Below are 22,544 nucleotides of genomic sequence, written 5' to 3' on the forward strand. Positions count from 1 at the left end.
CTTGCTAATGCGAATTCGTTTGCAATAGAATCCGGCCATTTCTCCATCCCTATCACTCAGGCACAACATGTCCCACAGCAACTTCTCCCTCCTGTCTGGCATCGCGGTCACTTTGTTGTCCACCATGGCCTCGAGCCATGCACAGACCCCGGCCGGTACCGCCAACTGGCAAGCAGGCGTCGTGCTCGATGGCGCTGTGACTTCAAAGGGGCTGGAGCTGGGCGCCCGAGACAAGGGGCTGGGGCTGGGGCACAGTGACCTGATGGTGCGCGGCGCCTTCAACGAGCATTTCAGTGGCGAAGCCATCTTGGGCTTTCACACCCAAGACAAGAAGCTTGAGCAGCATGTCGAGAACGCCTGGGTGCAGACCCGATCGCTCCCGCATGGCCTGCAGGTGCGGGCAGGACGCTTCGCCTCCCAAATCGGCTATCTCAACGAGCTGCACCCCCACGCGGACGACTTCACCGAGCGGCCCCTGCTGTATCGGGGCTTGCTCGGCGGGCATTGGTATGACGATGGCGTCCGCTTGAACTGGACAGCGCCGACTCCCTTTTATCTGCGATTCGGTGCTGAAGTTTTCAGCGGCAAAAAATTGGTCCGCGAGGCTACCCCCGATTCCACATCACTCGTCAGCACCTTGAACATGAAGATGGGCAATGACATCGGCCCATCCAGCAGTTGGCAATGGGGTCTGTCACATGTCCAAAACAAGCGCGAAGCAGAGGTAGAGGTTCACGATCCGGCGGCCGAAGCCCACAGCCATTCGGCAAGCTTCAGTGGCAAGCGAATGTGGATCAGCGACCTGGTGTGGAAATGGGCGCCCGAGGGAAACAACAGAAATCAGCAGGTGCGCCTCAACTGGGAGTACGCGCAAGTCAGTGGAATCAATCGCTATGCCGACAGCACCATGCGCCATCGTGCTTCGTCGCTGGGCGCCGTGTGGAAGTTCACTCCGGCATGGGAGGTGGGTCTCCGGACCGACTGGTTGCGGGTGGCCAAGCCAGAAGACCACAGTGGCACCATCGAGTTCGGCAACGGACGACTCACCGAAAACGCCATCATGCTGGCCTATAAGCCAAGCCATATGCAGACCTTGCGCCTGCAACTCACGCAACAAAGAGCCTCTGGCGCGAACGATGACGGTGAGCCCGTCTTTGCAAAGCCCGCCGGACGCAGCATTCAGCTGCAATATGTGATCGCATTCGGAGCACACGGTGCGCATTCTTACTAAAGCAATCCTGGCGCTCTGCTTGGCTGCAGCGGGTCAGGCACAAGCCATCACGGTTTTTGCCTGTGAACCCGAATGGGCATCATTGACCCGGACGCTGCTGCCGGAGGTGAGCGTACGAACAGCGACCACGCACCTTCAGGACCCCCACCACATCGAGGCACGGCCCTCACTCATTGCACAAATTCGTGGCGCAGACTTTGCGATCTGCACGGGCGCTGAACTGGAAGCAGCTTGGCTGCCCATGCTTCAGGCAAGAGCTGGCAACCCCAAGGTGCAAAACGGTCAGCCCTCGATGTTTTTTGCCGCCCAGCATGTGGAACTGATTGACCCCTTCAAGGGCACCATCACACCGTATTCCGGGGATGTGCACGCAAACGGCAATCCGCATTTCCACACGGACCCCCGCAGGGTCTTGCAAGTGGCCAAGGCATTGGCCGCGAGGCTTGGCAGCTTGTACCCAGAGAAAAAGTTGCTAGTTAATCAAAACCTGGCCAATTTCGAGTCTGAATTGCAGGCCAAGATCGCCGTTTGGGAAAAGCAGTTGCAGGCCCTCAGAGGTCGATCGGTCATCACGCAGCACGCCTCGTTTGGCTACCTGTGGCCGTGGTTGGGTCTCAAGCCCGTGGCAGATCTGGAGCCCAAGCCGGGCATGCCGCCCACGGCCGCCCACCTTGAAAAAGTGCTTGCGATCAGCAAAACACAACCGCCCATCGGCATCATCATTGCCCAGCACCATGACCCCAAGCCCGCGCGCTGGCTGGCGGGCAGCATGGGGATGCCATCGAAGCTGTTGATCATTCCTGCCACTGTGACAGACGATCAGCCGGGAGCGATCACCCGATGGTTCGATCAGCTCGTGACGCAGGTGACTGGCCTGGCGAAGTAAAACACGATGGAGACCTGGTTCATCTTCCCCGCCCTTGCGCTGATTGCAGGAATCATGGCGCTCACACCCTTGGGAACCCAGGTTCTGAGGCGGGGTGTCGTGTTCATCGATCTGGCCGTTGCACAAGCTGCCGCTGCAGCCGTGATTTGGCTCAATTTCGCCCTCCACATTGATTCGCCTCTCGTCGACCAGCTTGCCGCCACCTTGGGCGCAGTGGTGGTGAGCCTGGGTGTCGCCTGGGTCGCGCGAAAGTGGAGCCAGCAAAGAGAAGCGCTGATCGGTTTGATCTATGTCGCAGGGGCGTGTATGGCCCTGTTGGGCGCAAGCCTGCACCCACATGGCCGCGAAAAGCTATTTCACTTGTTGGCTGCGGACGTTCTTTGGGTGGACTCGTTCAGCATCGGCGCGCTCTTGCTGGCCGCGCTTGCCGTCCTTGCGCTGCGGCGAAAGGGCTGGCTTGCCCATGATGTTTTTTTCTATGCCGCCTTTGCTGTCATTGCGAGTGTCGCGGTACCAGCCTTGGGCCTGTTTCTTGTCTTCGCCAGCCTGATAGCACCCGCGCTTTGGATCGAGCGAGGGTTGAGGCCCTGGGCGGCCATGGTGGCAGCCTCAGTTTCTTGCCTGCTCGGTCTGCTTTTTTCTTGGGTGGCCGACACACCGAGCGGGCCCACGGTGGTGATGGCACTGGCTGCTTTTGGAGTCTGCGCCCTGTTTCGTCGGCAGGGCTGAGCGTCTGGGTCTGGAGATTTGCCCTCTGGCTTGGCCCCCGCACCCGCCCCCGACCCGCACCCTGAGCGAAGGTCTGAAACCTGAGCAAGCGCATACGATGCTAGGCAGCAGCAGCGATTCGCGGATGAACCGTTCGGTCTGAACTACCCCAGCCAACCCAGGCGCTGCAGCGTCCAAAAAAGGCCCAGCACCACAATGACCATCGACCCGCCTGAGACCAACACCCAGCGGTAAAACCGTGTCTGGCGAAGGATCCAGGCCAGGGGAAAGAACACCGCGACGATCGCCAGCTGCCCCAACTCAACTCCCAGATTGAAACCACCCAAGGCAGCCACCAGTGCGCTGGCGGGCAGTCCCAGGTCCAGCAGCACGCTGGCAAAACCAAAGCCATGTACCAGGCCGAATAAGAAGGCCAGACGCCAGCGCTTGACGGCACTGAAGCCCAAAAGGTTGTTCAAGGCGGCCAGCACCACCGACAAAGCAATTGCCGGCTCCACCAGATCGGCGGGCGGTGTGAGCCAGCCGGTGATGGTCAAGCCCAGGGTGATGGAGTGGGCCACGGTGAAGGCGGTGACGACTGCCAGCACGTCCAGCACGACGGGGCGGGCTTGCGGCGCCGCTTGCCAGTGCACAACCCTTTGGCGAGACGGTTGCAAGGGCGCCAGCAACAGCAAGCTGAGCAAAAAAACGATGTGATCGATGCCGATCCAGATGTGCCAAACCCCCTCGACGACATAACGCCCGAAGACCCGCCAGGGATGGCTATCGGAGGCACTGATCTCGACCTCGGGTCTTTCGGGGCTCAGCAAAGCACTGCTCTGGTAGCGGGAGAAATCCACCTTGAGCAAGCCACGGTGCAGGTTGTCCTGGGAAAAAATCAGGTCGTAGCGAAGCGTCAAGCGGGTATCGTCCAAGGAGCTCGACGCGCCAGGACACAGCGGCGTCCACAAGGCGCTCAAGTAGGTACCGTCGGCATGCTGGCTCGCCTTCAAGTCGACCGGGCCCAAGGTGCAGCGCTGGCCCGATGCGCCCAGCGAAATTCCTTGTGCCAGCCAAGCACTGAGCTCGGCACTGCGCGCCTGCGTCTCGGCCCATGTGACTTGGCCATCACGATCGCGGTCGAGATCGAACAGCAGGTCCAGGTCACGCACATGCAAATCCGCGCGCAGCGTCAATTGCTGCGACGGCATGCTGAGGGTGAGGTAGCTGTTGCTGCTCGAGTGTGCCCAGGCCAGACTGCCAAAGAGCAGGCTCACGAGCGCCACACAGGCAAGGGCCACCTGGTGCCATGAGAGAAGACGGCTCCGGAAAGGCCAGCGCGCGGTCAAGGGCCAGCGCGCGCTCATGAGCGACCTCCCTTCCAACTCGGGTGAGCCCGCAGTTGCCGCAGGAGCGGGCTCAATTGCGGGTCGGTGTAGCCGGATTTTTCAGCCCACTCCACCACGGGCGCTGCCGCCTGCGCCTGCCCCAGCGCCAGAGCGGCCTGTGCAAACAGCACTGCGTCGGGAGGGTCTTTTTGCAGCTGCCAGTTCTCGATAGAGAGCGCAAGGCCTGCCGCCAGGTCCTGCCCGTAGGCAATTTGATAAATCAATTTGGGCCGCTCGATCAGGGCCTCTTGGCGCAGCGCTTGAGCGCGCAAGCGCGCATCCATCTGGCTGGCCAGCCGGGCTTCATCCGCATCTTTCAGGCCGCGGCTCGCCAGCAGGGCCTGCATCAGCAGGGCATCGGTCAAGCTGCCCATGTCGGCTTGATTCATGGCGACCGCCTTCGCCTGCCGGTACTGGCCTTGCTGATTGAGCAGGTCGGCCATGGAGAGCCTGAGCAGGTGCGACCGCGGACTGGCCTTCAAACGACCCTCCCACACGGCCAAGGCCTGCGCAGGCTGCCCGGCCACGCGGTGCGCCTCGCCCAAGTGAAATCCGATCCAGTCTTGGGACGAACCGTCCTGGTAGTTCGGCGACCGGATCGCCCGCATCAGCATCTGCACCGCAGGAAGCGGCTGCCCTGTGCGGTATTGCAAAACCGCGCGGTAAACATCCGCTTCTTCTTTGCCAAGCAGCCGGGCCATCTCTTCGCTGTCTTGCCTGGCGGACGCCAGATCTGCCTGCAGCAAATGCAGGGCAAAGCGCCAGGACCAGAACTCGGCTCGACGAGGCTCCAGGGCAATGGCCCGATCGATGTCGATCAAGCCCGCCTTGAAGTCATGAAAACCCTGCTGGACCAGGCCGCGCAAAAAGTACCCGTCGGCGGGCAATTCTGCCGCCTGCCACCAGGGACCCAACGCCGCTTTGGCCGAGCCGAACCAGCGCAAATCGCCTTCGGTGAGCCCCAAGGTGAACACGGCGCGGGCATAGGCCAAAGCGGCATTGAGGTCTTGGGGCTGCGCACGGCGGGCCTGATCGAGCGAACGCAACTGAGCCTGCTGTCCGCCCTGCGCGTGCACCGATGCAGACAGCACCACCGCCGCCGCGGGCGGCAAATACCTATCTTGTGCTGCGGCCGGTGCGGCCATGCCTGCAGCCCCCAGAAACCAAACGATCCCCAGCAGCCAAGTGGGTCGGGCGGGCGCATTCGCTGGCAGCTCTGGCTTTTCCATGATTTGAGTGTGCCTAAATTGCTTGGTAATATATGTGCGTGCTGTCAAACGTTGGCACTTCGCCCATAATTTCTTTGACAGCCCCCCCACCTCAAGGAAATCCCCATGAAATTCGTGATGACCCTGATAGCTTCCGCTTTCGTGCTCGTGTCGGCACCCTCTTTCGCAGGCAGCCATAGCGGCGGCAAGATGGGCGAGACCAAAGTTGACTGCACCAAAAAGGAAAACGAAAAGAACGCCGCCTGCGTCAAGAAGTAATCTTCTTGCACAGGGTCAAAACCCCCTCTCGAGGGGGTTTTTTTATGGACGAAGGTCCGAAGCGCTGGGCCTGAGGATCGATCGGGGGACTAGGCGATGTTCGCCCGCTCAGTTCAACCGACCGCGTCCATCTCTGCAGGCCCTTGCGCCAGCACGCGGGGAAATTGGCGTAGCCCATGCCCACGCATCGGCATTGTGCAGTGCGAATGCGTACGCGAGCTCAAATGCGCTCGACAGCCGGTTTCCCGATCTGCACAGCGAAGCTGGCGAGCGTGCTGATCCCGGAGTCGCTCTTGGTGACATCGTCCACCACTCGCAGAGTCGTTTTTAGCCCAGCGGGTGTCAGTTCGCAGACGCCGTAGCCGCGCTTCTCGTTTTCTGCAAAAACATAGTGCGGATTTTTGGCCAGTCTGGCGTCCATCACTTCACGCGTGGCAGGGGTCGGTCGGGACGTGATGCTGGTGCCACAAAACTCCGAGGCCAACACTTTGCTGCGTGGCTTCGAATAGTCGGCCTTAACGTGACCGACCCAATTGGCGTGGACATCACCACCCAACACCACATTGCTGGCGCTGCTATTGGCCAAGCTGGCCAGAAGGCGCTCGCGAGCGGCGGGATATCCGTCCCAACCATCATTGGAGATTCGGTTGCTGGCGGCGAAGGGACCGATCAAGGTGGCTTGGCCGAGCACCTGCCAGGCGGTGCCTTTGTCACTGAGTTGCTGGGCCAACCAATTTTCCTGGGCCTTGCCCAGCATGCTTCGAGCGGGGTCGTTGAGCGGAGCGCAGGCTTTGGGATCGATCACAGCGGAACCCGGACGGTCTGCTTGATTGCAAACCGCAGGATCTTTGTACTGGCGAGGGTCGAGTAGCATCAGGTTGGCCAATTGCCCCCAGCGCACGCTCTGGTAGACACGCACCTCTGCCGGCTGGGCGGCTCGATCGACCAGGCCGGCGAGCGCTTTGGTGAGTACGCTGGCGCGCACGGGCATGTGCTCGTACCACGCTTGGTAGGCGGCCGCGCGACGTTTGGGGAAATCGGTGCTGGGTTCAGCGGCACGGGAAAAGCCCACGGTTTCACCGGCATAGTCGTTCTGCACCTCATGATCGTCCCAGGTGAAGAGCCATGGGCAGGCCGAGTGCGCGGCCTGCAGGTCAGCGTCGCTTTTGTGCAGCGCGTAGCGCTGGCGGTAGTCGCTCAAGCTTTGCACCCAGTTGCCGCTGGCCGTGCGCAGGGCATTGGGCGTGCCGGGGTACTCATAGATGTAGTCGCCGAGGAACAGGACCAAGTCCAGCTGCTCTTGGGCCAAGTGGCGGTAGGCCGAGTAATACCCGTGCTCCCAATGCTGGCAGCTGGCATAGGCCAAGCGCAACTTATCGACTTTGGCGCCCGGAGCAGGGAGAGTACGGGTGCGACCGGTCTGGCTTGTGAAGTCGCCAGCATGAAAGCGGTAGAAGTACCACCGATCAGGCTCCAGGCCCGTCACTTCCACATGCACTGAATGCGCCAATTGCGCTGTGGCTTGGCTGGTGCCTTGCTTCACCATGCGCTGAAATTTGTCGTCGTGCGCAACTTCCCAGCGCACGGAGGCGCTTTCTACCCCCAAGGCAGCAAAAAGCCCGCTGGGCAAAAGGCGAGTCCATAGCACGACGCCATCTGGCGTGGGCGAGCCGCTGGCGACGCCCAGCGTGAACGGATTGGCGCTGATTCTGGCTTGGGCCCAACTGGCGCCGGGCCACCACACGCCTGACGCGCCGGCCGCTGAGGTGGTGGCGAGCTTGAGCAGGTCTCTCCGGGAGAGCGGAGTGCTTGACCTCTTGCTTGGAGAATATTTATTCATCTCGTCAGTATATTTATTTTGACCACTGTACGAGGATGGCTTGCCGCGCAAGTCCACGGCCTAGTGAGCACTCCCGCCTGAAGCCACTACGGGTCACCGCGAGAGCGGTCAGTCGATCTTCGCCCCGCTCAGTTCAACCGACCGCTTCCATCGCTGCAAGTCCTGGCGCAGATACTCGGGGAAATTCGCGTAGCCCATACCCACGATCTCGGTGCCGTCGGACTGCACCCGCTCCCGGAACGCCGGATCTGCCAGGATCTTTTGAACCTCCTGGTCAATTCGACGACCCAACTCCGGCGGGAACTTGGCCGGGGCGATGATGCCGAACCAGGACACCACCTCGAAACCCGGGACGGTCTCGCCCACGGTGGGGACAGTGGGCAGGGCGTTGTTACGCTTAGGGCCGGTCACCGCAAGGGCACGGATCTTGCCGCCCTTGACCACGCTCACCGCGGTGGAAAGGGTCGGGAATCCGAACAGCGCCGAACCGCCCATGACCGAGGTGATGATTTCTGGCGCCCCGCGATAAGGGACGTGCACCGCGTCCACGCCGGCCATTTGCTTGAACATTTCTGCACACAGGTGGGCGCCACTGCCATTGCCGCCCGATGCGTAGTTGTACTTGCCTGGCTCCGCCTTCAGGGCCCGAATCAGATCAGCCACCGTCCGCAAAGGCGAATCGGCCTGCACCACCAGCGCATGCGGGAGCGCGTAAGTCAGATTGACGGGGGTGAAGTCATTGACCGGGTCGTAGGGGACCTTGCGGTAAAGCGCAGGGTTGATCGACAAGCTGCTGGTACCCAAGCCAATGGTGTAGCCGTCACCCGCGGACTTGGCGATTGCCTCCAGGCCGATATTGCCGCCTGCGCCGCCTTTATTGTCGATGACCACGGGCTGACCCAGCACCTGCGTGAGGCGCTCGCTCAGGCCCCGTGCCATCACATCAGGCGCGCTGCCGGGGATGAAGGGCACGATGAATTTGATCGGCCGGTTGGGCCAGGCCTGGGCTTGTGCCTGGGCACCCGGCACCACAGTGGCGCCCAACAGGGCAGCTCCGGAGGCGATGAAATCGCGTCTGATCATATTGTCTCCTTGGTTATCGCGAGGGTCTTGAAAATTCAGTCGAGGGTCGCTTCGGTGCCGGGCGCAGGTGTAAAGCCCAGATCGCCACGCGCCAGGGCCACCTCACGCCCGCCATGCGCAGCAAGCAGGGCCTGCTGGCGCGCCTTGGCGCGGTCGTCCACCTCGTCGGGGTCGAGCAGGGCCCGCAAGGCCCGCTCGCAATCGGCAAGTGCCTCTCGGTGCAGCGGGTCAGCGGCGAGGTCGTTCAGTTCCTCAGGGTCTGTGATCAGGTCAAAGAGCTGAGGCGGGTTCCCAACAAAGTGGCAATACTTGAACCGCCCGTGCCGCAGCATGGTGGCGCCACTGGTGGAGCCGATGGCGTGGTATTCACACAGTACCGGCCGGGTGGGAGCGGCGCCATTTGCCAGGTCAATCAGCGACTGCCCGCTAGCCTTTGGCAGCGCGGGCGCACCGGCCGCTTGCAAGATCGTGGCAGCGCAGTCCACATGGCTCACGGGCTCTCCCGTCACATGCCCTGCACGAACACCGGGGCCTACGACGATCATGGGCACACCGGCGGACTCCTCGTACATCGTCGACTTTCCCCACAAGCCCCGCGCCCCGAGGTTGTCACCGTGGTCGCTGGTGTAGATCACCAAGGTATCGCCCGTCATGCCAGAAGCATCCAAAGCGGCGAGCACCCGGCCCATTTCCTCATCCATGAAGGAGACCAGCCCGCTGTAGCCGGCGACAGCCCGCTTCACGTCAGCGGGGCTGTGAAAGTGGGTGTCGTAGTCCACAACACGCCCGTATTCATCGGTGAAGGGGTGATGGGGTCGGACCTCTTTGCCATAGAGCTTTGGCATCGGCAGGTCCATCGCCGCGTAATAGTTGAACCACAAGGTGGGCGCCGTCAGCGGGAAGTGCGGCGCAACCATCGACACGAACAAGACCCAGGGCTTGTCGCTGGGTTGTTTGCCTCGTTCGCCTAGCCAGTTGCAAGCGGCGTCGCCAATGCTTCGGTCGTATTGCGTGTAGGTGGACTCGCCTGGCCCGGCCAGCTTGGCCATCTTGTCGCCGCCCTTGCGCACCGGAATGTCGGTGCGGACCAGCCCTTTGATGTCACCGGTGCCGTCGATGACGTGCATGGGCAGGATCTCCTCGGACAAGCCATGGTCGTCACCCGGGAGGCCCCTGAAATGAAGCTTGCCGATCGACACCGCCTCATGGCCGGCCTGGCGCAGCACATGGTGCCAACTCGGAACGCTGCCGTCGTAGGCGTCTGCGTTGTCCCAAAACCCGATTTCATGAACATAGCGCCCGGTGGCAAAGGCTGCACGCGCCGGTACGCAGATCGGGCTACAGGTATACGCCTGGGTGAAACGGGTGCCGCGCTTGGCGAGGCGGTCCAGGTTGGGCGTCTTCACGAAAGGATGCCCGGCACACCCCAGAAACTTGGGGTTGTGCTCGTCGGACATTAGCACCAGAACATTGAGAGGCCGGGGCATGTGCATACCTGAGGATTGACTCCCACCCATTGTTGGCAGGCAAAATGGATAAGAGAATGGGGAATAGAAATAAATCAGCTATTCCCTGGAGGAATAAATCAGTGATGACCCTGGACGTGCTCAAGCTTTTTCTGGCGGTGGCCAATACAGGCAGCTTTTCAAGAGCGGCGCAGGTCTCGGACATTTCGCAGTCGGCCATCAGCAAGCGCATCCTTCACCTCGAGTTGCACCTGGGCCATCGCCTCTTCCAGCGGCATGGCCGGGGCGCCACCTTGACGGAGGCAGGCAAGCTTTTGGTCCACCATGCAGAAACCCTGCTGCGAGATGCCGACCAGCTCCCGCAGGTCATTGGCGATGAACTCTCGCAGCCGCAAGGCACCGTCCGCATGGCGCTGCAGGCATCGATTTCATGGCCCCTGCTCCAGCACCTGTACCCGGCGATTACCAAGCACCATCCGCTGATCAATCTACAGATCACCGAGGCCCCCACACGCCAGATCGTCGACCTCATTCAAGACGGCCGGGCCGACCTGGCCGTGCTGTCCGACTGGGGGCACGACGTACTGCCCCAGACGGAGCCCCTGTTCACCTCACGCCTGCTGCTGGTGGGGCCAGGCCAGGACGACTGCCTGGGGCGCAGAAGTGTCTCGTTTGAAAAGCTCTCCACCCTCCCCCTCATCGTGTCCCCCATGCCCAACGGCGCACGCATCCTGCTTGAAGCGGCGGCCAAGGAACGCGGCCTCAACCTGAACGTTGCGATGGAAGTTCACTCGGTCCACCTGATCAAGAAAATGGTGGCAGCTGGCTGGGGCTACACCGTCTCTTTGCGCGAGTCTTTGCAGGAAGACCTCACGCCGGGGCAACTGTCTGCGCGTCCGATCGTCGACCCCGCCATGTCGCAGAACTTCTACCTGTCGGTGGTCAACCAGCGCAAGGGATCCGGCGCTGCCGATGTCGTTGCCCAATTGATCCGCGATTGGTCTGCTGCCACCCGACGGTACCGAGCCAAGCCTTGAAGAAACCCAACCACACCAAGCACTGACCCACCCATGAAAATCACCCAACTCACCACCTACCGCGTAGCGCCGCGCTGGATGTTCCTCAAAATAGAAACCGACGAGGGAATCACTGGCTGGGGCGAGCCCGTGCTCGAAGGCCATGTCCGCACCGTGGAGGCGGCCGTCCACGAACTGAGTGACTACCTGGTCGGGCAAGACCCATGCCGCATCAACGACCTGTGGCAGGTGATGTACCGAGGCAGGTTCTACCGCGGCGGCGGAGTCCAGATGTCTGCCATAGCCGGCGTCGACCAGGCCCTTTGGGACATCCTGGGCAAATCTATGGGCAAACCCGTGTACGAGCTTCTAGGCGGACGCTTGCGGGACCGAATGAAGACCTATTGCTGGGTGGGCGGTGACCGCCCCGCTGAAATTGTTGAAGGCATCCACAAGGCACGCGCCATGGGCTTCGACACGGTCAAGATGAATGGCACCGAAGAATTTGCGATGGTCGACACGCATGCGGCTGTCGACCGCGCACTCGAAAAGTTCGCGCTGATCCGCTCGACCTTTGGCAACACCATCGACTTCGGCATTGATTTTCATGGGCGCGTGTCCATGCCCATGGCCAAGGTGCTGCTGCGCGAACTCGAGCCGCTACGGCCTTTGTTCGTGGAGGAGCCGGTCCTGGCCGAACAATGCGAGTACTACAAGCCGCTGGCTGAGGCCACCTCTATCCCCCTGGCGGCTGGCGAGCGCATGTTTTCGCGCTTCGAGTTCAAGCGCGTGTTTGAGGCCGGTGGCATTGCGATCCTGCAGCCCGACGTCTCACACGCCGGCGGCATCACCGAATGCGTGCGCATTGCCGCCATGGCCGAGGCCTACGACGTGGCCCTGGCACCGCACTGCCCGCTGGGCCCCATCGCCCTGGCCGCCTGCCTGCAGGTCGACATGGTGTCGCAAAACGCGGTGTTCCAGGAGCAAAGCATGGGCATCCACTACAACCAGGGCGCTGATCTTCTGGACTACGTCCTCAACCCGGAGGATTTCCGCGTGCAGGACGGCTTTGTCGCCGCCAACACGCGGCCGGGCCTGGGCGTGCTGGTTAACGAAGAACGTGTGCAAGCTGCCAGCCGCAATGCGCCGGACTGGCGCAACCCGGTGTGGAGACACCGGGACGGCAGCGTGGCGGAGTGGTGAGTAAAGGCCCAGCGAGTGCGCTCGAGAGCTCAGGACTCGCTGGCCGCGATGTGCTCGATCGCCCGGTACGCAAACACCAGCCCCGGCCCCAGCGTGGCCCCGCCCCCGGGGTAGTAGCCACGAAACACGGAGGCCATGTCGTTGCCGCAGGCGTACAAGCCGGGGATGGCAGCGCCGCTGCCGTCCAGCACCTGCGCGTCGGCGCTGGCCTGGATGCCCATGGCAGTGCCCAAACTCGCCGGGTAGATGCGCAGCGCAAAGAAGGGGCCGTGCTGGATCGGCGCCAGGTTCGGGTTCGGGCTGGCCACTGAGGGGTCACCGAACTGCCAGTTGTAGGGGTCCTCGCCTTTGGCGTAGTCCAGGTCAACGCCGGTGCGGCAAAACTCGTTGTGGCGCGCCACGGTGCGTTCGAGGGCCTGGGGCTCGATGCCAATGCGTTCAGCCAATTCGGCGATGGTGCGGCCGGAGACGATGTAGCCATTGCGCAGGTGACGGCGCAGCGAGGGCTGGAAGGGGCGGATCATGCCCAGCCCGCGGCGCCAGAGGAAGCGGCGGTCGCACACTTGATAAAAGCGGCTGTCTGCGTCGACCCCGCGATCGAACATGCCAGCGACTATGTGGTGGTACGAGTTCGACTCGTTGACGAAGCGATTGCCCCGGGCGTCGACCGCAATCATCCCTGGCCGGCCTCGGTCAAGGTAGCCGTAGAGAACGGTGCGCGCGGTGCCATCGGGCTGATGGAGCTTGGAAGTCGGTGTCCATAAGCAGGGTCCGCACATGGCGTTGTCGGCCACTGCGCCCAGGCGCCTTGCCTGCACCATGGCGTCGCCCACATTGCCTTGAAACGACACGGTCTGGTCATGCGGGAATTTCGGGGCCAGTTCCTTGAGCAGATCGGGGTTGCGTGGGAAGCCTCCGGTAGCCAGCACCACGCCGCGCCGCGCCCGCACACGCAGCAGGCGGCCGTTACGGCGAATCACAGCGCCCTGCACGCCCTGTTTGGCATCGCCAATCAGTTCGACCATCGGCGAGTCCAGCCAGAAGGCAATCTTGCGCCTCCGAAAACTGAGCAGCATGGACGCAATGAGCGCATTGCCCGCGCCGACATCGGTCCCGCGGCTGTAACGAAGCCGGTCGAAGGCATAGCGCACCAGCGTGCGCAAGGTACCTGCAAAGTTACCCCAGGAAGCGAAGGGATTGAGAAACTCGTCGACCCGGCGCTTGTCGACATACAAGCCACCCAGGAGCATCAGTTGCGCGATGGGCGGACGCACGAGTTCGAAGTCCGCGCCGAGACGTCGCCCGTCAAAGCGAACAGGCTCGAGCGAGCGACCAATGGCCATCCCTCCAGGCAGGGAGGCCTCGTAGTCGCCCATGGTGGTCATTAGCTTGAGGCGGACCTCGGTGTCCTGCTGTATGGCTGCAGCAGCCGCCGGGGCGCTTTGCAGGTAGGCCGCAGCGATGTCTTCACGGAAATGCTCGCCGAGCATGCTACGCAGGTAACGGGCGGCCTCTTCGGGAGAATCCTGGACACCGGCACTGCGTGCCTCGTCCGAGCAGGGAATCCAGAGCACGCCGCCCGAGCTGGCCGTCGTGCCGCCCAAGTGCGAGGACTTCTCGCACAGCAGCACGTCGAGTGATTTCTTCGAGGCAAAAAGAGCCGCGGCCATGCCCGCGCAGCCGCTACCCAGCACGATCAGGTCACGCTCTTCGTCCCACGGCTCTTCGCCATGCCGCTCTTCGCTGTTGCCAAGCATCACCGTCCCAGAAAACTCACGCTGCGCGCCTCGGGGTGGCCCCGCTCACTCCGGCATGAGGTTGAGGGTGTTGAACAGACGCTGCCAGACACGCGCCTCTTCCTGGTACTCGCGTGCAAATTCAGCAGGCGAGGAGCGCAGCACGGTGCCGGTGACCCGGGTTTCCAGCTGCTTCTTGAATTCGGCATCGGACAGCACGGTCAGAACATCACGGCCGATACGGTCAACGATGGGAGTCGGCAGGCCCTTGGGGCCGAAGAAGCCAGCCCACGAGGTCGGGATGAAGCCGGTGTAGCCACCGACCTCGCGCAGCGAGGGCACATTGGGCAGGTTCGGGTAGCGCTCGGCGTTGATCACCGCCAGGGCGACCAGTTCTCCGGAGTCGAGCTGGCCCTTGATCGAGCCCGGGGTGTTGACCATCAGCTGCGTGTCGTTGCGCATCAGCGCCAGGTTCATCGCCGGCACGCTGCCGTAGTCGATCTCGGAGTACTTCACATTGACGGTCTGGTTCACCAGCGCCATCGCCAGGTTGAAGATGGAGGTACGACCCGTGCCAGACAAGAACAGCGGGTTGGCCTCGCTGAGGGTGGCCACTTCTTTGAGCGTCTTGGCCCTCTGCGCCGTCTTGGCGTTGGTAGCGATGACCAACTGGTAGTTGATGACGCGGTAGATCGGCACCAGGTCAGTCACCGGGTCAAAGCGCAGGTTCTTGGTCGTGTACTTGGGCAGCAGGCTGCTCAGCGTGCCCAGGATCAGGGTGTGGTTGTCGGTCGCCCGCGCCACATATTCGGTGGCAATCACCATATTGGCGCCCGGACGGTTTTCGACGATCACCGGCTGCCTCCACAAAGCCTCCAGATGCGGCGCCATGGAACGCGCCACGGTGTCGCCGGCCGAGCCAGCGGCCAGGCCGATCACGATCTTGACCGGGCGGGTGGGCCACTCCTGCGCCCAGGCGCTGGCGGGCAGGCAGCAAACCGCTGCGGCAGCAAACAGGCCGCGCGTGAGGGTGCGGCGAAGGTTGAACAGGTGGGTCATGGTGTGTCTCCTCGTACGGGTGGATGGGTTGGCGGCAGTTGTCTGCTTCTATGAAACTTCGTTGAATCGTGTGCGCGTCAATCGGCGGGTCGGGTTAATTTGGTAATGTGCTGGGCAGCCAGCGCGCCGAAGACCACGGCGGGCCCCAGCGTCGTGCCACCGCCGGGGTAGCGGCCACGGAAGGCGGCGGCCAGGTCATTGCCACAGGCATAGAGGCCGTCGATCGGCTGCCCATCGACGCCCACCACCTGCGCGTCGGCGGTGGTCTTGAGGCCGATGGTCGTTCCCAAAGAAGCCGCATGAATGCGCAGCGCCAAATACGGCGGTGCCCCGATCGGGGCCAGGTTGGGATTGGGCTGGCCGGTCACGTGGCCGAACATCCGGTTGTAGGCGGTTGCGCCGCGGCCGAAGTCGACGTCGACACCGGTCTTGCAGTTGGCGTTGTGGCGTTGCACCGTCTCCGTCAACGTCGCCTCGTCGGCGCCAATGGCGCGGGCGAGCTCGGGCAGGCTGGAGGCCATGGTCAGATAGCCCGAGCGGACGAAGGACGACAGCGAGCGGGTCCAGGGCCAGGGGCGAACCGCGCCCAGGCCGTGCCGGCGCGCAAAGGCCAGGTCGCAGACAAAGTGGAACGTACCCTCGCCGCCACTGTGCTTGAACATCGCAGACACGATGTCATGGTACGAGCTTGATTCGTTGACAAAGCGCCGGCCCTTGGCGTCCACCGCAATGACGCCGGGGCGTCCGCGGTCCAGATAGCCGTAGATGACCGGTATCTCACGGCCCTGGCGGTCTCGCATGACGGAGGCCGGCGTCCAGTTGGCCACGCTATTCAAGTCGGTGTCCATCGCGGCGCCCACGGCCAGTGCAGACTTGATGCCCTCGCCCACATTGGCCTCGCAGCCCAGGCTTTGCTTGTGCGGGAACTTCGGGCCGTAGGTGCGCAGCATGTCTTTGTCATGCGGAAAGCCGCCGGTGGCCAGCACCACCGCGCGGCGCGCGCGGATGCGGCGGGTTCCGGCGCTGCCCTGCACCACGGCGCCCACAACGCGCCCGTTTTCCTTGAGTAGCTCGACTAGCGCATGCTGGGTGCGCAGAGAAACCCGATCGCGCGGCATGCTGTACATCATGCTGGCGATCATGGCGTTGCCAGATCGCAGGTCGGTGCCGCGACCGAAGCGAAGCCAGTCCAAGGCGTAACGCGCCAGCTTGGCGAACACCCGTTTGAATGCACGGACCGATGACAGCGGGCGCAGGAAGTCTGGCACCTCGTCGGGACCGAGCATGAGCCCGCCGAGCACCATGATGCGGTGCATGGGCGGCTGCAGCAAAGCAAAGTCGCGGCCCAAGCGCTTGCCGTCAAACGGCGCCGGGAACAGCGTGCGTCCCTTCTTGGCGCCGCCGGGCTCGTCAGAGTGGTAGTCGGGCCAACTCGAGAGCTCAAACTTCACATCGGTTTGCGTGTTGAGCGTCTCGACGATGCCAGCGCCCTGGGCCAGGAAGGCATCGATGATGTCGGAGCGGTAGTGGTCACCCAGCTCCCAGCGGAGGTATTCCCGCGCACGCTCGATGGTGTCGCCAGCGGCCAGACCCCCGGGGGTTCCTGGCACCCAGATGCCGCCGCCCGAGGTGGCGGTGGTGCCGCCCAGGTACTTCCGCTTTTCGCAGACCATGACCTGCAGGCCCGCGCGCGCCGCGAACAGGGCAGCAGACATGCCGCCGCCGCCGCTGCCGAATACCAGCACGTCGCACTCTTCGTCCCAGGCTTGCTGAGTTTGTTCAACCAAGTGACTAGTCCCTTCAAGGGTGGCGGTGAGGGCTGGCCTGCCTGGGCTTTCCCGAGCGAGGTCAGTCCTTTAACTCGCCAAACAGCGTACGGCGTTGCGCACAGTGCGTCTAATGGGGAATTCGAATGCGGCGCATCAACGGCTCGAATGAGCGACCAACACGAACACATTGGCTTTTGACTACTTTTTATTAATATTGTCTATGATGCATGATGCATACTAGCCGATAGTGGCCCTTGCCAGCGGCCTGCGTCCCGCCGTTTCAGCCTGTGCTGACTTTCCAGGAGCCGCCATGAACACCCAGCCTCCCATCCCCGTGGGCGTCCGCCTGCCGATGTGCCACGAGACACTGCCACCGGCCGACATGCTGCGGGTGTGCACCGCGGCCGCCGAGATGGGCTACCGCTCGATCTGGGTGGGCGACCACCTGCTGCTGCCCGCGGCGAGCAAATCGGTCTACCCGCATACCCACGATGGCCAACGCCCTTTTGACGCCACCACGCCCTGGGTCGATCCGCTGCTTTTGCTCACCTGGCTGTCGGCGCAGATGCCCGGCACGCACTTTGGCACCAGCGTCCTGATCCTCACCCTGCGCCACCCAGTGCTGATCGCCAAGCATATCGCCAGCATGTCCTGGCTGACCCGGCGGCCGATCTCGATCGGGGTGGGCACTGGCTGGCTGCGCGACGAGTACGACGTGGTGGGGCTGCCTTTCGAAAAGCGGGCCACGCGCGCCAAGTTGGCGCTGGCGGAGATCCGGGAGTTGATCACGCGCGGCGGCAAGACCTACACCGTGCGGGGCGACGACGACCAGCCGGTGGACAAGCACTTCGAGATGAAGCCCATCGCCCCGGCGCCAGTCGAATTTCTGTGGGGGGGCTTCAGCCCCCTGGCCCTGCGCCTAGTGGCGTCGTCTTGCGACGGCTGGCTGCCGGCCAAGCAGGACATCGAGCAACTGCGACAACTGCTGCCCCAGCTACGGGCAGCGTGTGACGACGCCCAGCGTGACTTCAAGGAGCTTCGGCTCGTGGCCAAGGTGGGGCCAGGTCCCGACCCGGAGACCGGCCGCGTGGACCGCGACAACCTGCGCGGCTACGCGGAGCTGGGCTTTCACGAGGTGATCATGGAGTTGCCACTCGACCCCGGCAGCTCGAAGGCCGCAATCGACACGCTGGAGCGGGTGGCCAAGCGCAGCTGGCTCTGACATTTGGAGACCAAGCCGCAATTTGCGGCTCGGGCGGCAGGCCTCGATAAGATGCCGCAGAGCCCGGTAAAAGCGAGGAGACACCGACATGCAAAGCTATGGCGTGACCGAATGGGGCAAGCCCCTGCAACAAATCGTCCGGGAAACGCCCGCCCCGGGCCCGAACGAGGTGCTGATACGCATGTCGTATTGCGGCGTATGTCACTCCGACCTCCATGTGCGGCAAGGCTATTTCGACATGGGCGGCGGGGTGAAGAACTCGCTGGCTGACCGCATCCCGCTGCCGGTGGTCCTCGGGCACGAGCCCATCGGCGTGGTCGCGGCAGTCGGCTCCGAGGTTAGCGGTGTGCCGGTCGGCGCCACCTACCTGGTGAACCCCTGGATAGGCTGCGGAAAGTGTCCGGTGTGCCTGCAGGGTCAGGACAATCTGTGCGAGCGAATGGCGTCGCTCGGGATTGCAAGGCCAGGTGGCTTTTCCACCCATTTGATGGTGCCCGACAAGCGCTATTTGGTGGATGTGGACGGCATCGATCCGGCACGCGCTGCGGTGCTTGCCTGCTCGGGGGTCACTGCGTATTCGGCGGTCACCAAGCTGGGGCCACCGTTGCCCGGTCACTGGCTGGCCGTGATCGGCTGCGGCGGGCTGGGCCTGATCGGAATCGCCATCCTGCGGGCACTCGGCTACACCGAAGTGATTGCTTGCGACATCGACGACAGCAAGCTGGAGGCCGCCCGAGCGGCTGGCGCCCAGCAGGTGCTAAACCTGCAGCGCGGCGGAGGCAAGGAACTGGTGGCGATGGCCCAGGGTGGCCTCGCCGGGATGATCGACTTCGTCGGCGCGCCGTCCACCTCGGCACTGGCGGTGCCCGGGCTGCGCAAAGGCGGACGCTTTGTGACGGTGGGCCTGATCGGCGGAACTGGCACCTTCCCGCTGGTGGCCCTGGCCCTGCGCGAGATTGCGCTCATGGGATCGGCCATGGGAAACACCGCCCAGATGCGTGAACTGGTCGAACTGGTGCGCTCGGGCCGACTGACCCTGCCGGCGGTTCAGGTCCGCCCGCTGGCCCAGGCCGAGGAAAGCCTGCAAGCCCTGGAGGCGGGTCAGGTCACCGGGCGCATCGTGCTTGATACGCAGACGCCTGCAGGGTGAGGTCTGGGCTGGCGACAGCCCCTCCGCCTAGAAACCCCCGGGGACCATGCCCACTTGCTTGGCAATGGCCCTCCACTGCTCGGTCTCCTTCTTGATGAAGGCGGCGGCCATAGCGGGGGTGCCCGTCTGGGGCATGACGCCGTCTTGCATCAGGCTCTTGATGACGTCGGGCGAATCGACCGTCTTGTTGATGGCCGCGTTGAGCGTGTCGATCACGGTCTGAGGCGTACCCGCGGGCGCCATGATCACGACCCAGGAGGTCATGGTCATGTCCTTGAGCCCGAATTCCGTGTAGCTGGGAACGCTTTTGGCAGCGTCGCTGCGGGACGTGGCGGTGACGGTCAAGGGGCGCACCTTGCCCGAATTGAGCACGGGCACCATGGCGCTGATGCTGCCCAGAAGGAAGTCGATATGCCCTCCCATCAGGTCATTCATCGCAGGCGCCGTACCCTTGTAGGGCACATGGGTCATCTTGATGCCCGTGCGGTTACCGAACAACTCTGTAGCCAGGTAGATAGAGCTTGACTGCGCGCCATAGGTGTACTTGCCAGGGTCCTTCTTGGCCAGGGCAATGAACTCGGGCAAGTTGTTGGCGGGGATCGCGTTCTTGATCGCGATCACATAGGGCTGCACGGACACCATGGCCACCGGCACCAGGTCTTTCTCCGCGGAATAGGGCAATTCCTTGAACTCCAACTGGTTGATGGAGAGCACCGGCAGGTTCGCCACCAGCAGGGTGTAGCCGTCAGGCGCAGCCTTGGACACCAACTCCGCCCCCAAGATGGCGCTGGCGCCGACCTTGTTCTCGATCACCACCGGCTGCCCCAGGTTGGCTCCCAGCTTGGTGTTGATGATGCGGGCCACGATGTCGCCCGGGCCGCCGGCCGGGAACGGGACGATCAGCTTGACCGGCTTGTTGGGATAGCTTTGCGCCCACAGGCTAGACGAGAGCACACACAAGGCAAGAAATTGCAGCAGACGGTTCATGGGGTTATCTCCGGATGGTTCGGTCAGTCGAAGGAGGTCAGCGTGCGAGGAGGCCAGCGCGTTGCAGGCCTGCGCGAATCTCCTGCTTGCGCGCGGCGTTGATCGACAAGGCCGGCGGGCGTACCCACGACGACTTGATCTCGCCGAGTTGCACCAGGGCCTCTTTATTGGCGCTGGTGGTGCTAAAGGGTGTGCGCTGGAGCTGGTACTCGTACACAGCATTCATCAGGGGCACGGCGAACTCGTTGTGCAAGGCCTTGGCCTTGTCGGCCGAACCGGTGGTGGCTTCGCGAATCAGTTCGACCCATTTGTCGGTACCGGCCACGCTGATTCCCAGCAGGGCGCCCGGCGCGTTGTGCATCAGCATGCCAAGCAGCGCGGGCGCATCGCAGGCGGCCAAAATGGCCAGCCGGTCGCTCAGTGCGTCGTTGAGTTCGGCGTATTTGGTGGGCGTGACCGAGGAGGCCTTGACGCCCACCACATTGGGCAGGTCGGCAATGCGCTCGAGCGCAGCGACCGAGTAGGCGCAGCCGGTGGCGTCGGGGTACTGAAAAATCAACATCGGCAGGTCAATCTCGCGATCGAGCCGCTCGTAGACCGAATAGACTGCGTCGGGGTGATGCGCGAGGTGACGGTAGGGGCGGTGGTCAAACAGGGGCAGCACCAGCAGCATGTCCGCGCCAGCCTCCTTGGCGATCAGACCCTCTCGCACCAGGGCCGCGATAGACTGACCATGAATCCCGGCCACCAGCTTCTTCGAGCGCGGGACCAGCTCCCGGGCCGCCTTGATGACCTGGGCGTTTTCCTCGGAAGTGAGGGCCAGAACCTCCCCGGCATGGCCGCTCACGCACACGCCATAGAGACCTGGGGTGGAGGCAACCCGATCCAGGTGCTGCCTGAGGGATGGGAAGTCAATTTGCCCCTGGTCGTCAAACGGGGTGACGGTCGCTGAGATCAAGCCCCGTATTTCACGGGGGTCGATGCGGGTGTTTGGCATGGTGTCTCCTTGTTGTTATTGACTGACCTCAGGGGCGCCAGGTCTGCCCCAGGGCCCAGCATGTCGCGCAGGGCTTGGGCCAGCGCCATCTTAGGTTATTGAGCAAATGGCCACGCCGCGTGCGCCGGGCAGCGCTCACAAACCGATGTAGCGCTGAACCTCTTGCCGCTGCTGCATGAAGGCCTGCGCATCGCCAGACCAGACCAGACGGCCCTTCTCCAGAACGAGGTGCTGGTCGGCAAAGGTTTGAAGCGCGTCGAGGTTTTTGTCGACGATGAGGATGGACAGGCCCTGCTGCTTCAGCGCGGTCAGGGCCTTCCAGATTTGCTGGCGAATCAGGGGAGCGAGTCCCTCGGTGGCCTCGTCCAGTATCAGCAACTGAGGGTTGGTCATGAGCGCGCGGCCGATGGCCAGCATCTGCTGCTCGCCGCCTGAGAGGGTGGCGCTGCCCTGCAGCCTGCGCTCTTGCAGGCGAGGAAAGAGGGCGTACACGCTTTCAAGCGTCCAGTGGCTCCCGTAGTCGGTGCGAGCGGCCACCAGCAGGTTTTCTTCGACACTGAGGCGCGGAAACACCTGCCGCCCCTCGGGCACCAGGCCCAGGCCGCAGCGGGCCACCACATGGGCGGGGGCGTGCTCGAGGTGCCGCCCGCCGAGAAGAATTTCCCCCTGGCGCGCACGCAACAACCCCATCAAACAGCGAATGGTGGTCGTCTTGCCCATGCCATTGCGACCCAGCAAGGTGGTGACCTGGTGCGCGCGGATGGTGAAGGACAGGTCGAACAGCACCTGGCTGGCGCTGTCGTAGCCGGCCGAGAGATGGCGCACCTCCAAGAAGGCGGGGGCTTCTCCGCCGGCCTGGACGACGGGCGTGGCCTGGCTCACAGGTCACCCCCTAGGTAGGCCTGTTGCACCGCGGGGTTGTTGCGGATCGCGTCGGGCGTGTCGCTGGCCAGCACATGGCCGGCGGTAAGCACCGAGATGCGATCGGCCAGAGCGAACACTGCGTGCATGTCGTGCTCGACCAGAAGAATGGTGTAGCGATGCTTGAGGCCCTGCAGCAGTTCGACCATCTTGCGGGTTTCGTCCTCGCCCATGCCTGCCATGGGCTCATCGAGCAGCAGCACCTGGGGCTCGAGGGCCAGGGCGATGGCGATTTCCAGCTGCCGCTTTTCGCCATGCGACAGGGTCTCGACGCGCTCGCCCGCGCGGTGGGACAGCCCCACCTGCGCCAGGGCGGCTTGCGCTGGTTCGGTGAGCGCGCGGTCGGCGGCCGCCGACCGCAAGAACTGGAATGAGGTCCGAAGCCGCCCCTGGAC

The 22,544-nt window shown here is 63.3% G+C and carries 20 protein-coding genes; 8 read left to right on the forward strand and 12 right to left on the reverse strand.

Annotation, left to right across the window (positions count from 1 at the left end):
* The first annotated feature begins 67 nt into the window (after window positions 1–67).
* From QE494_RS13040 to QE494_RS13050, 3 genes are read left to right on the forward strand one after another with little or no spacing between them, the layout of a single operon-like run.
* A complete protein-coding gene (locus tag QE494_RS13040; RefSeq protein ID WP_300043876.1) occupies window positions 68–1,231 on the forward strand; it encodes a hypothetical protein in 1,164 nt (387 codons plus the stop codon).
* A complete protein-coding gene (locus QE494_RS13045; RefSeq protein WP_300043877.1) occupies window positions 1,215–2,117 on the forward strand; it encodes a metal ABC transporter solute-binding protein, Zn/Mn family in 903 nt (300 codons plus the stop codon). Before QE494_RS13040 ends, QE494_RS13045 begins: the two co-directional genes overlap by 17 nt.
* 6 nt (window positions 2,118–2,123) lie before the next feature.
* Entirely contained in the window at window positions 2,124–2,846 is a 723-nt protein-coding gene (locus QE494_RS13050) for a metal ABC transporter permease (protein ID WP_300043879.1), read from the forward strand.
* A 143-nt stretch (window positions 2,847–2,989) separates the two neighbouring features.
* Here the strand turns inward: QE494_RS13050 and QE494_RS13055 are convergent, their stop codons facing one another.
* Entirely contained in the window at window positions 2,990–4,192 is a 1,203-nt protein-coding gene (locus QE494_RS13055) for a HupE/UreJ family protein (RefSeq protein ID WP_300043881.1), read from the reverse strand.
* Entirely contained in the window at window positions 4,189–5,442 is a 1,254-nt protein-coding gene (locus QE494_RS13060; RefSeq protein ID WP_300043882.1) for a tetratricopeptide repeat protein, read from the reverse strand. Before QE494_RS13060 ends, QE494_RS13055 begins: the two co-directional genes overlap by 4 nt.
* Window positions 5,443–5,547: 105 nt before the next feature.
* On the opposite strand from QE494_RS13060, the gene QE494_RS13065 reads away from it, so the two are divergent.
* Window positions 5,548–5,700 carry a hypothetical protein gene (locus tag QE494_RS13065; protein WP_300043884.1) on the forward strand — a complete coding sequence of 51 codons (153 nt, stop codon included), beginning with the start codon at window positions 5,548–5,550 and terminating at the stop codon, window positions 5,698–5,700.
* A 220-nt stretch (window positions 5,701–5,920) separates the two neighbouring features.
* Here the strand turns inward: QE494_RS13065 and QE494_RS13070 are convergent, their stop codons facing one another.
* The 3 genes from QE494_RS13070 to QE494_RS13080 are packed head-to-tail and all read right to left on the reverse strand — an operon-like array spanning window position 5,921 to window position 10,110.
* Window positions 5,921–7,597, reverse strand: a complete 1,677-nt coding sequence (locus QE494_RS13070) for an alkaline phosphatase (RefSeq protein WP_300043885.1) — start codon at window positions 7,595–7,597, stop codon at window positions 5,921–5,923.
* A gap of 51 nt (window positions 7,598–7,648) precedes the next feature.
* A complete protein-coding gene (locus QE494_RS13075) occupies window positions 7,649–8,623 on the reverse strand; it encodes a tripartite tricarboxylate transporter substrate binding protein (RefSeq protein WP_300043886.1) in 975 nt (324 codons plus the stop codon).
* A 35-nt stretch (window positions 8,624–8,658) separates the two neighbouring features.
* A complete protein-coding gene (locus tag QE494_RS13080) occupies window positions 8,659–10,110 on the reverse strand; it encodes a sulfatase-like hydrolase/transferase (RefSeq protein ID WP_300043887.1) in 1,452 nt (483 codons plus the stop codon).
* A gap of 104 nt (window positions 10,111–10,214) precedes the next feature.
* Here QE494_RS13080 and QE494_RS13085 point away from each other — a divergent pair, with 104 nt between their 5' ends.
* Together QE494_RS13085 and dgoD are read left to right on the forward strand one after the other, a co-directional pair.
* Window positions 10,215–11,126: a LysR family transcriptional regulator gene (locus tag QE494_RS13085; protein ID WP_300043889.1), complete on the forward strand. Its 912-nt coding sequence runs from the start codon at window positions 10,215–10,217 to the stop codon at window positions 11,124–11,126.
* Between the two features lie 33 nt (window positions 11,127–11,159).
* The gene (dgoD, locus tag QE494_RS13090; protein ID WP_300043890.1) at window positions 11,160–12,308 is read left to right on the forward strand and encodes a galactonate dehydratase; all 1,149 of its coding nucleotides are present in this window, start codon (window positions 11,160–11,162) and stop codon (window positions 12,306–12,308) included.
* 29 nt (window positions 12,309–12,337) lie between these two features.
* Here dgoD and QE494_RS13095 read toward each other — a convergent pair whose 3' ends face one another.
* The 3 genes from QE494_RS13095 to QE494_RS13105 all read right to left on the reverse strand — a co-directional run bounded on the left by QE494_RS13095 (window position 12,338) and on the right by QE494_RS13105 (window position 16,890).
* Window positions 12,338–14,065: an FAD-dependent oxidoreductase gene (locus tag QE494_RS13095; protein WP_300043892.1), complete on the reverse strand. Its 1,728-nt coding sequence runs from the start codon at window positions 14,063–14,065 to the stop codon at window positions 12,338–12,340.
* 45 nt (window positions 14,066–14,110) lie between these two features.
* Window positions 14,111–15,103, reverse strand: a complete 993-nt coding sequence (locus QE494_RS13100) for a tripartite tricarboxylate transporter substrate binding protein (protein ID WP_300043893.1) — start codon at window positions 15,101–15,103, stop codon at window positions 14,111–14,113.
* Window positions 15,104–15,180: 77 nt separating this feature from the next.
* Window positions 15,181–16,890, reverse strand: a complete 1,710-nt coding sequence (locus QE494_RS13105) for an FAD-dependent oxidoreductase (RefSeq protein WP_300043894.1) — start codon at window positions 16,888–16,890, stop codon at window positions 15,181–15,183.
* A gap of 292 nt (window positions 16,891–17,182) precedes the next feature.
* Between QE494_RS13105 and QE494_RS13110 the strand changes: the two genes are divergently transcribed.
* Window positions 17,183–18,094: an LLM class flavin-dependent oxidoreductase gene (locus QE494_RS13110; protein WP_300043896.1), complete on the forward strand. Its 912-nt coding sequence runs from the start codon at window positions 17,183–17,185 to the stop codon at window positions 18,092–18,094.
* A gap of 88 nt (window positions 18,095–18,182) precedes the next feature.
* Entirely contained in the window at window positions 18,183–19,244 is a 1,062-nt protein-coding gene (locus tag QE494_RS13115; protein ID WP_300043897.1) for an alcohol dehydrogenase catalytic domain-containing protein, read from the forward strand.
* Window positions 19,245–19,271: 27 nt separating this feature from the next.
* On the opposite strand, the gene QE494_RS13120 is transcribed toward QE494_RS13115, so the two are convergent.
* From QE494_RS13120 to QE494_RS13135, 4 genes are all read right to left on the reverse strand, one after another.
* Window positions 19,272–20,231: a tripartite tricarboxylate transporter substrate binding protein gene (locus QE494_RS13120; protein WP_300043899.1), complete on the reverse strand. Its 960-nt coding sequence runs from the start codon at window positions 20,229–20,231 to the stop codon at window positions 19,272–19,274.
* Between the two features lie 37 nt (window positions 20,232–20,268).
* Entirely contained in the window at window positions 20,269–21,228 is a 960-nt protein-coding gene (locus QE494_RS13125) for a dihydrodipicolinate synthase family protein (protein ID WP_300043901.1), read from the reverse strand.
* Window positions 21,229–21,363: 135 nt separating this feature from the next.
* Window positions 21,364–22,110: an ABC transporter ATP-binding protein gene (locus QE494_RS13130; protein ID WP_300043902.1), complete on the reverse strand. Its 747-nt coding sequence runs from the start codon at window positions 22,108–22,110 to the stop codon at window positions 21,364–21,366.
* Window positions 22,107–22,544 (reverse strand): ATP-binding cassette domain-containing protein (locus QE494_RS13135; protein WP_300043903.1); only part of this gene is annotated, 438 nt, incomplete at its 5' end. The genes QE494_RS13135 and QE494_RS13130, both read right to left, overlap by 4 nt.

Origin of the sequence: Ramlibacter sp. (genome assembly GCF_029866045.1) — a bacterium.
Lineage (GTDB): Bacteria > Pseudomonadota > Gammaproteobacteria > Burkholderiales > Burkholderiaceae_C > Ramlibacter.

What these genes read in the sequence shown, in the direction of transcription:
- QE494_RS13040 (WP_300043876.1), top strand. Translation starts at nt 68, where the DNA reads ATGTCCCACAGCAACTTCTCCCTCCTGTCTGGCATCGCGGTCACTTTG.
- QE494_RS13050 (WP_300043879.1), top strand. Translation starts at nt 2,124, where the DNA reads ATGGAGACCTGGTTCATCTTCCCCGCCCTTGCGCTGATTGCAGGAATC.
- QE494_RS13055 (WP_300043881.1), bottom strand. Translation starts at nt 4,192, where the DNA reads ATGAGCGCGCGCTGGCCCTTGACCGCGCGCTGGCCTTTCCGGAGCCGT.
- QE494_RS13060 (WP_300043882.1), bottom strand. Translation starts at nt 5,442, where the DNA reads ATGGAAAAGCCAGAGCTGCCAGCGAATGCGCCCGCCCGACCCACTTGG.
- QE494_RS13065 (WP_300043884.1), top strand. Translation starts at nt 5,548, where the DNA reads ATGAAATTCGTGATGACCCTGATAGCTTCCGCTTTCGTGCTCGTGTCG.
- QE494_RS13075 (WP_300043886.1), bottom strand. Translation starts at nt 8,623, where the DNA reads ATGATCAGACGCGATTTCATCGCCTCCGGAGCTGCCCTGTTGGGCGCC.
- QE494_RS13080 (WP_300043887.1), bottom strand. Translation starts at nt 10,110, where the DNA reads ATGCCCCGGCCTCTCAATGTTCTGGTGCTAATGTCCGACGAGCACAAC.
- QE494_RS13085 (WP_300043889.1), top strand. Translation starts at nt 10,215, where the DNA reads ATGACCCTGGACGTGCTCAAGCTTTTTCTGGCGGTGGCCAATACAGGC.
- dgoD (WP_300043890.1), top strand. Translation starts at nt 11,160, where the DNA reads ATGAAAATCACCCAACTCACCACCTACCGCGTAGCGCCGCGCTGGATG.
- QE494_RS13095 (WP_300043892.1), bottom strand. Translation starts at nt 14,065, where the DNA reads ATGCTTGGCAACAGCGAAGAGCGGCATGGCGAAGAGCCGTGGGACGAA.
- QE494_RS13100 (WP_300043893.1), bottom strand. Translation starts at nt 15,103, where the DNA reads ATGACCCACCTGTTCAACCTTCGCCGCACCCTCACGCGCGGCCTGTTT.
- QE494_RS13110 (WP_300043896.1), top strand. Translation starts at nt 17,183, where the DNA reads ATGAACACCCAGCCTCCCATCCCCGTGGGCGTCCGCCTGCCGATGTGC.
- QE494_RS13115 (WP_300043897.1), top strand. Translation starts at nt 18,183, where the DNA reads ATGCAAAGCTATGGCGTGACCGAATGGGGCAAGCCCCTGCAACAAATC.
- QE494_RS13120 (WP_300043899.1), bottom strand. Translation starts at nt 20,231, where the DNA reads ATGAACCGTCTGCTGCAATTTCTTGCCTTGTGTGTGCTCTCGTCTAGC.
- QE494_RS13125 (WP_300043901.1), bottom strand. Translation starts at nt 21,228, where the DNA reads ATGCCAAACACCCGCATCGACCCCCGTGAAATACGGGGCTTGATCTCA.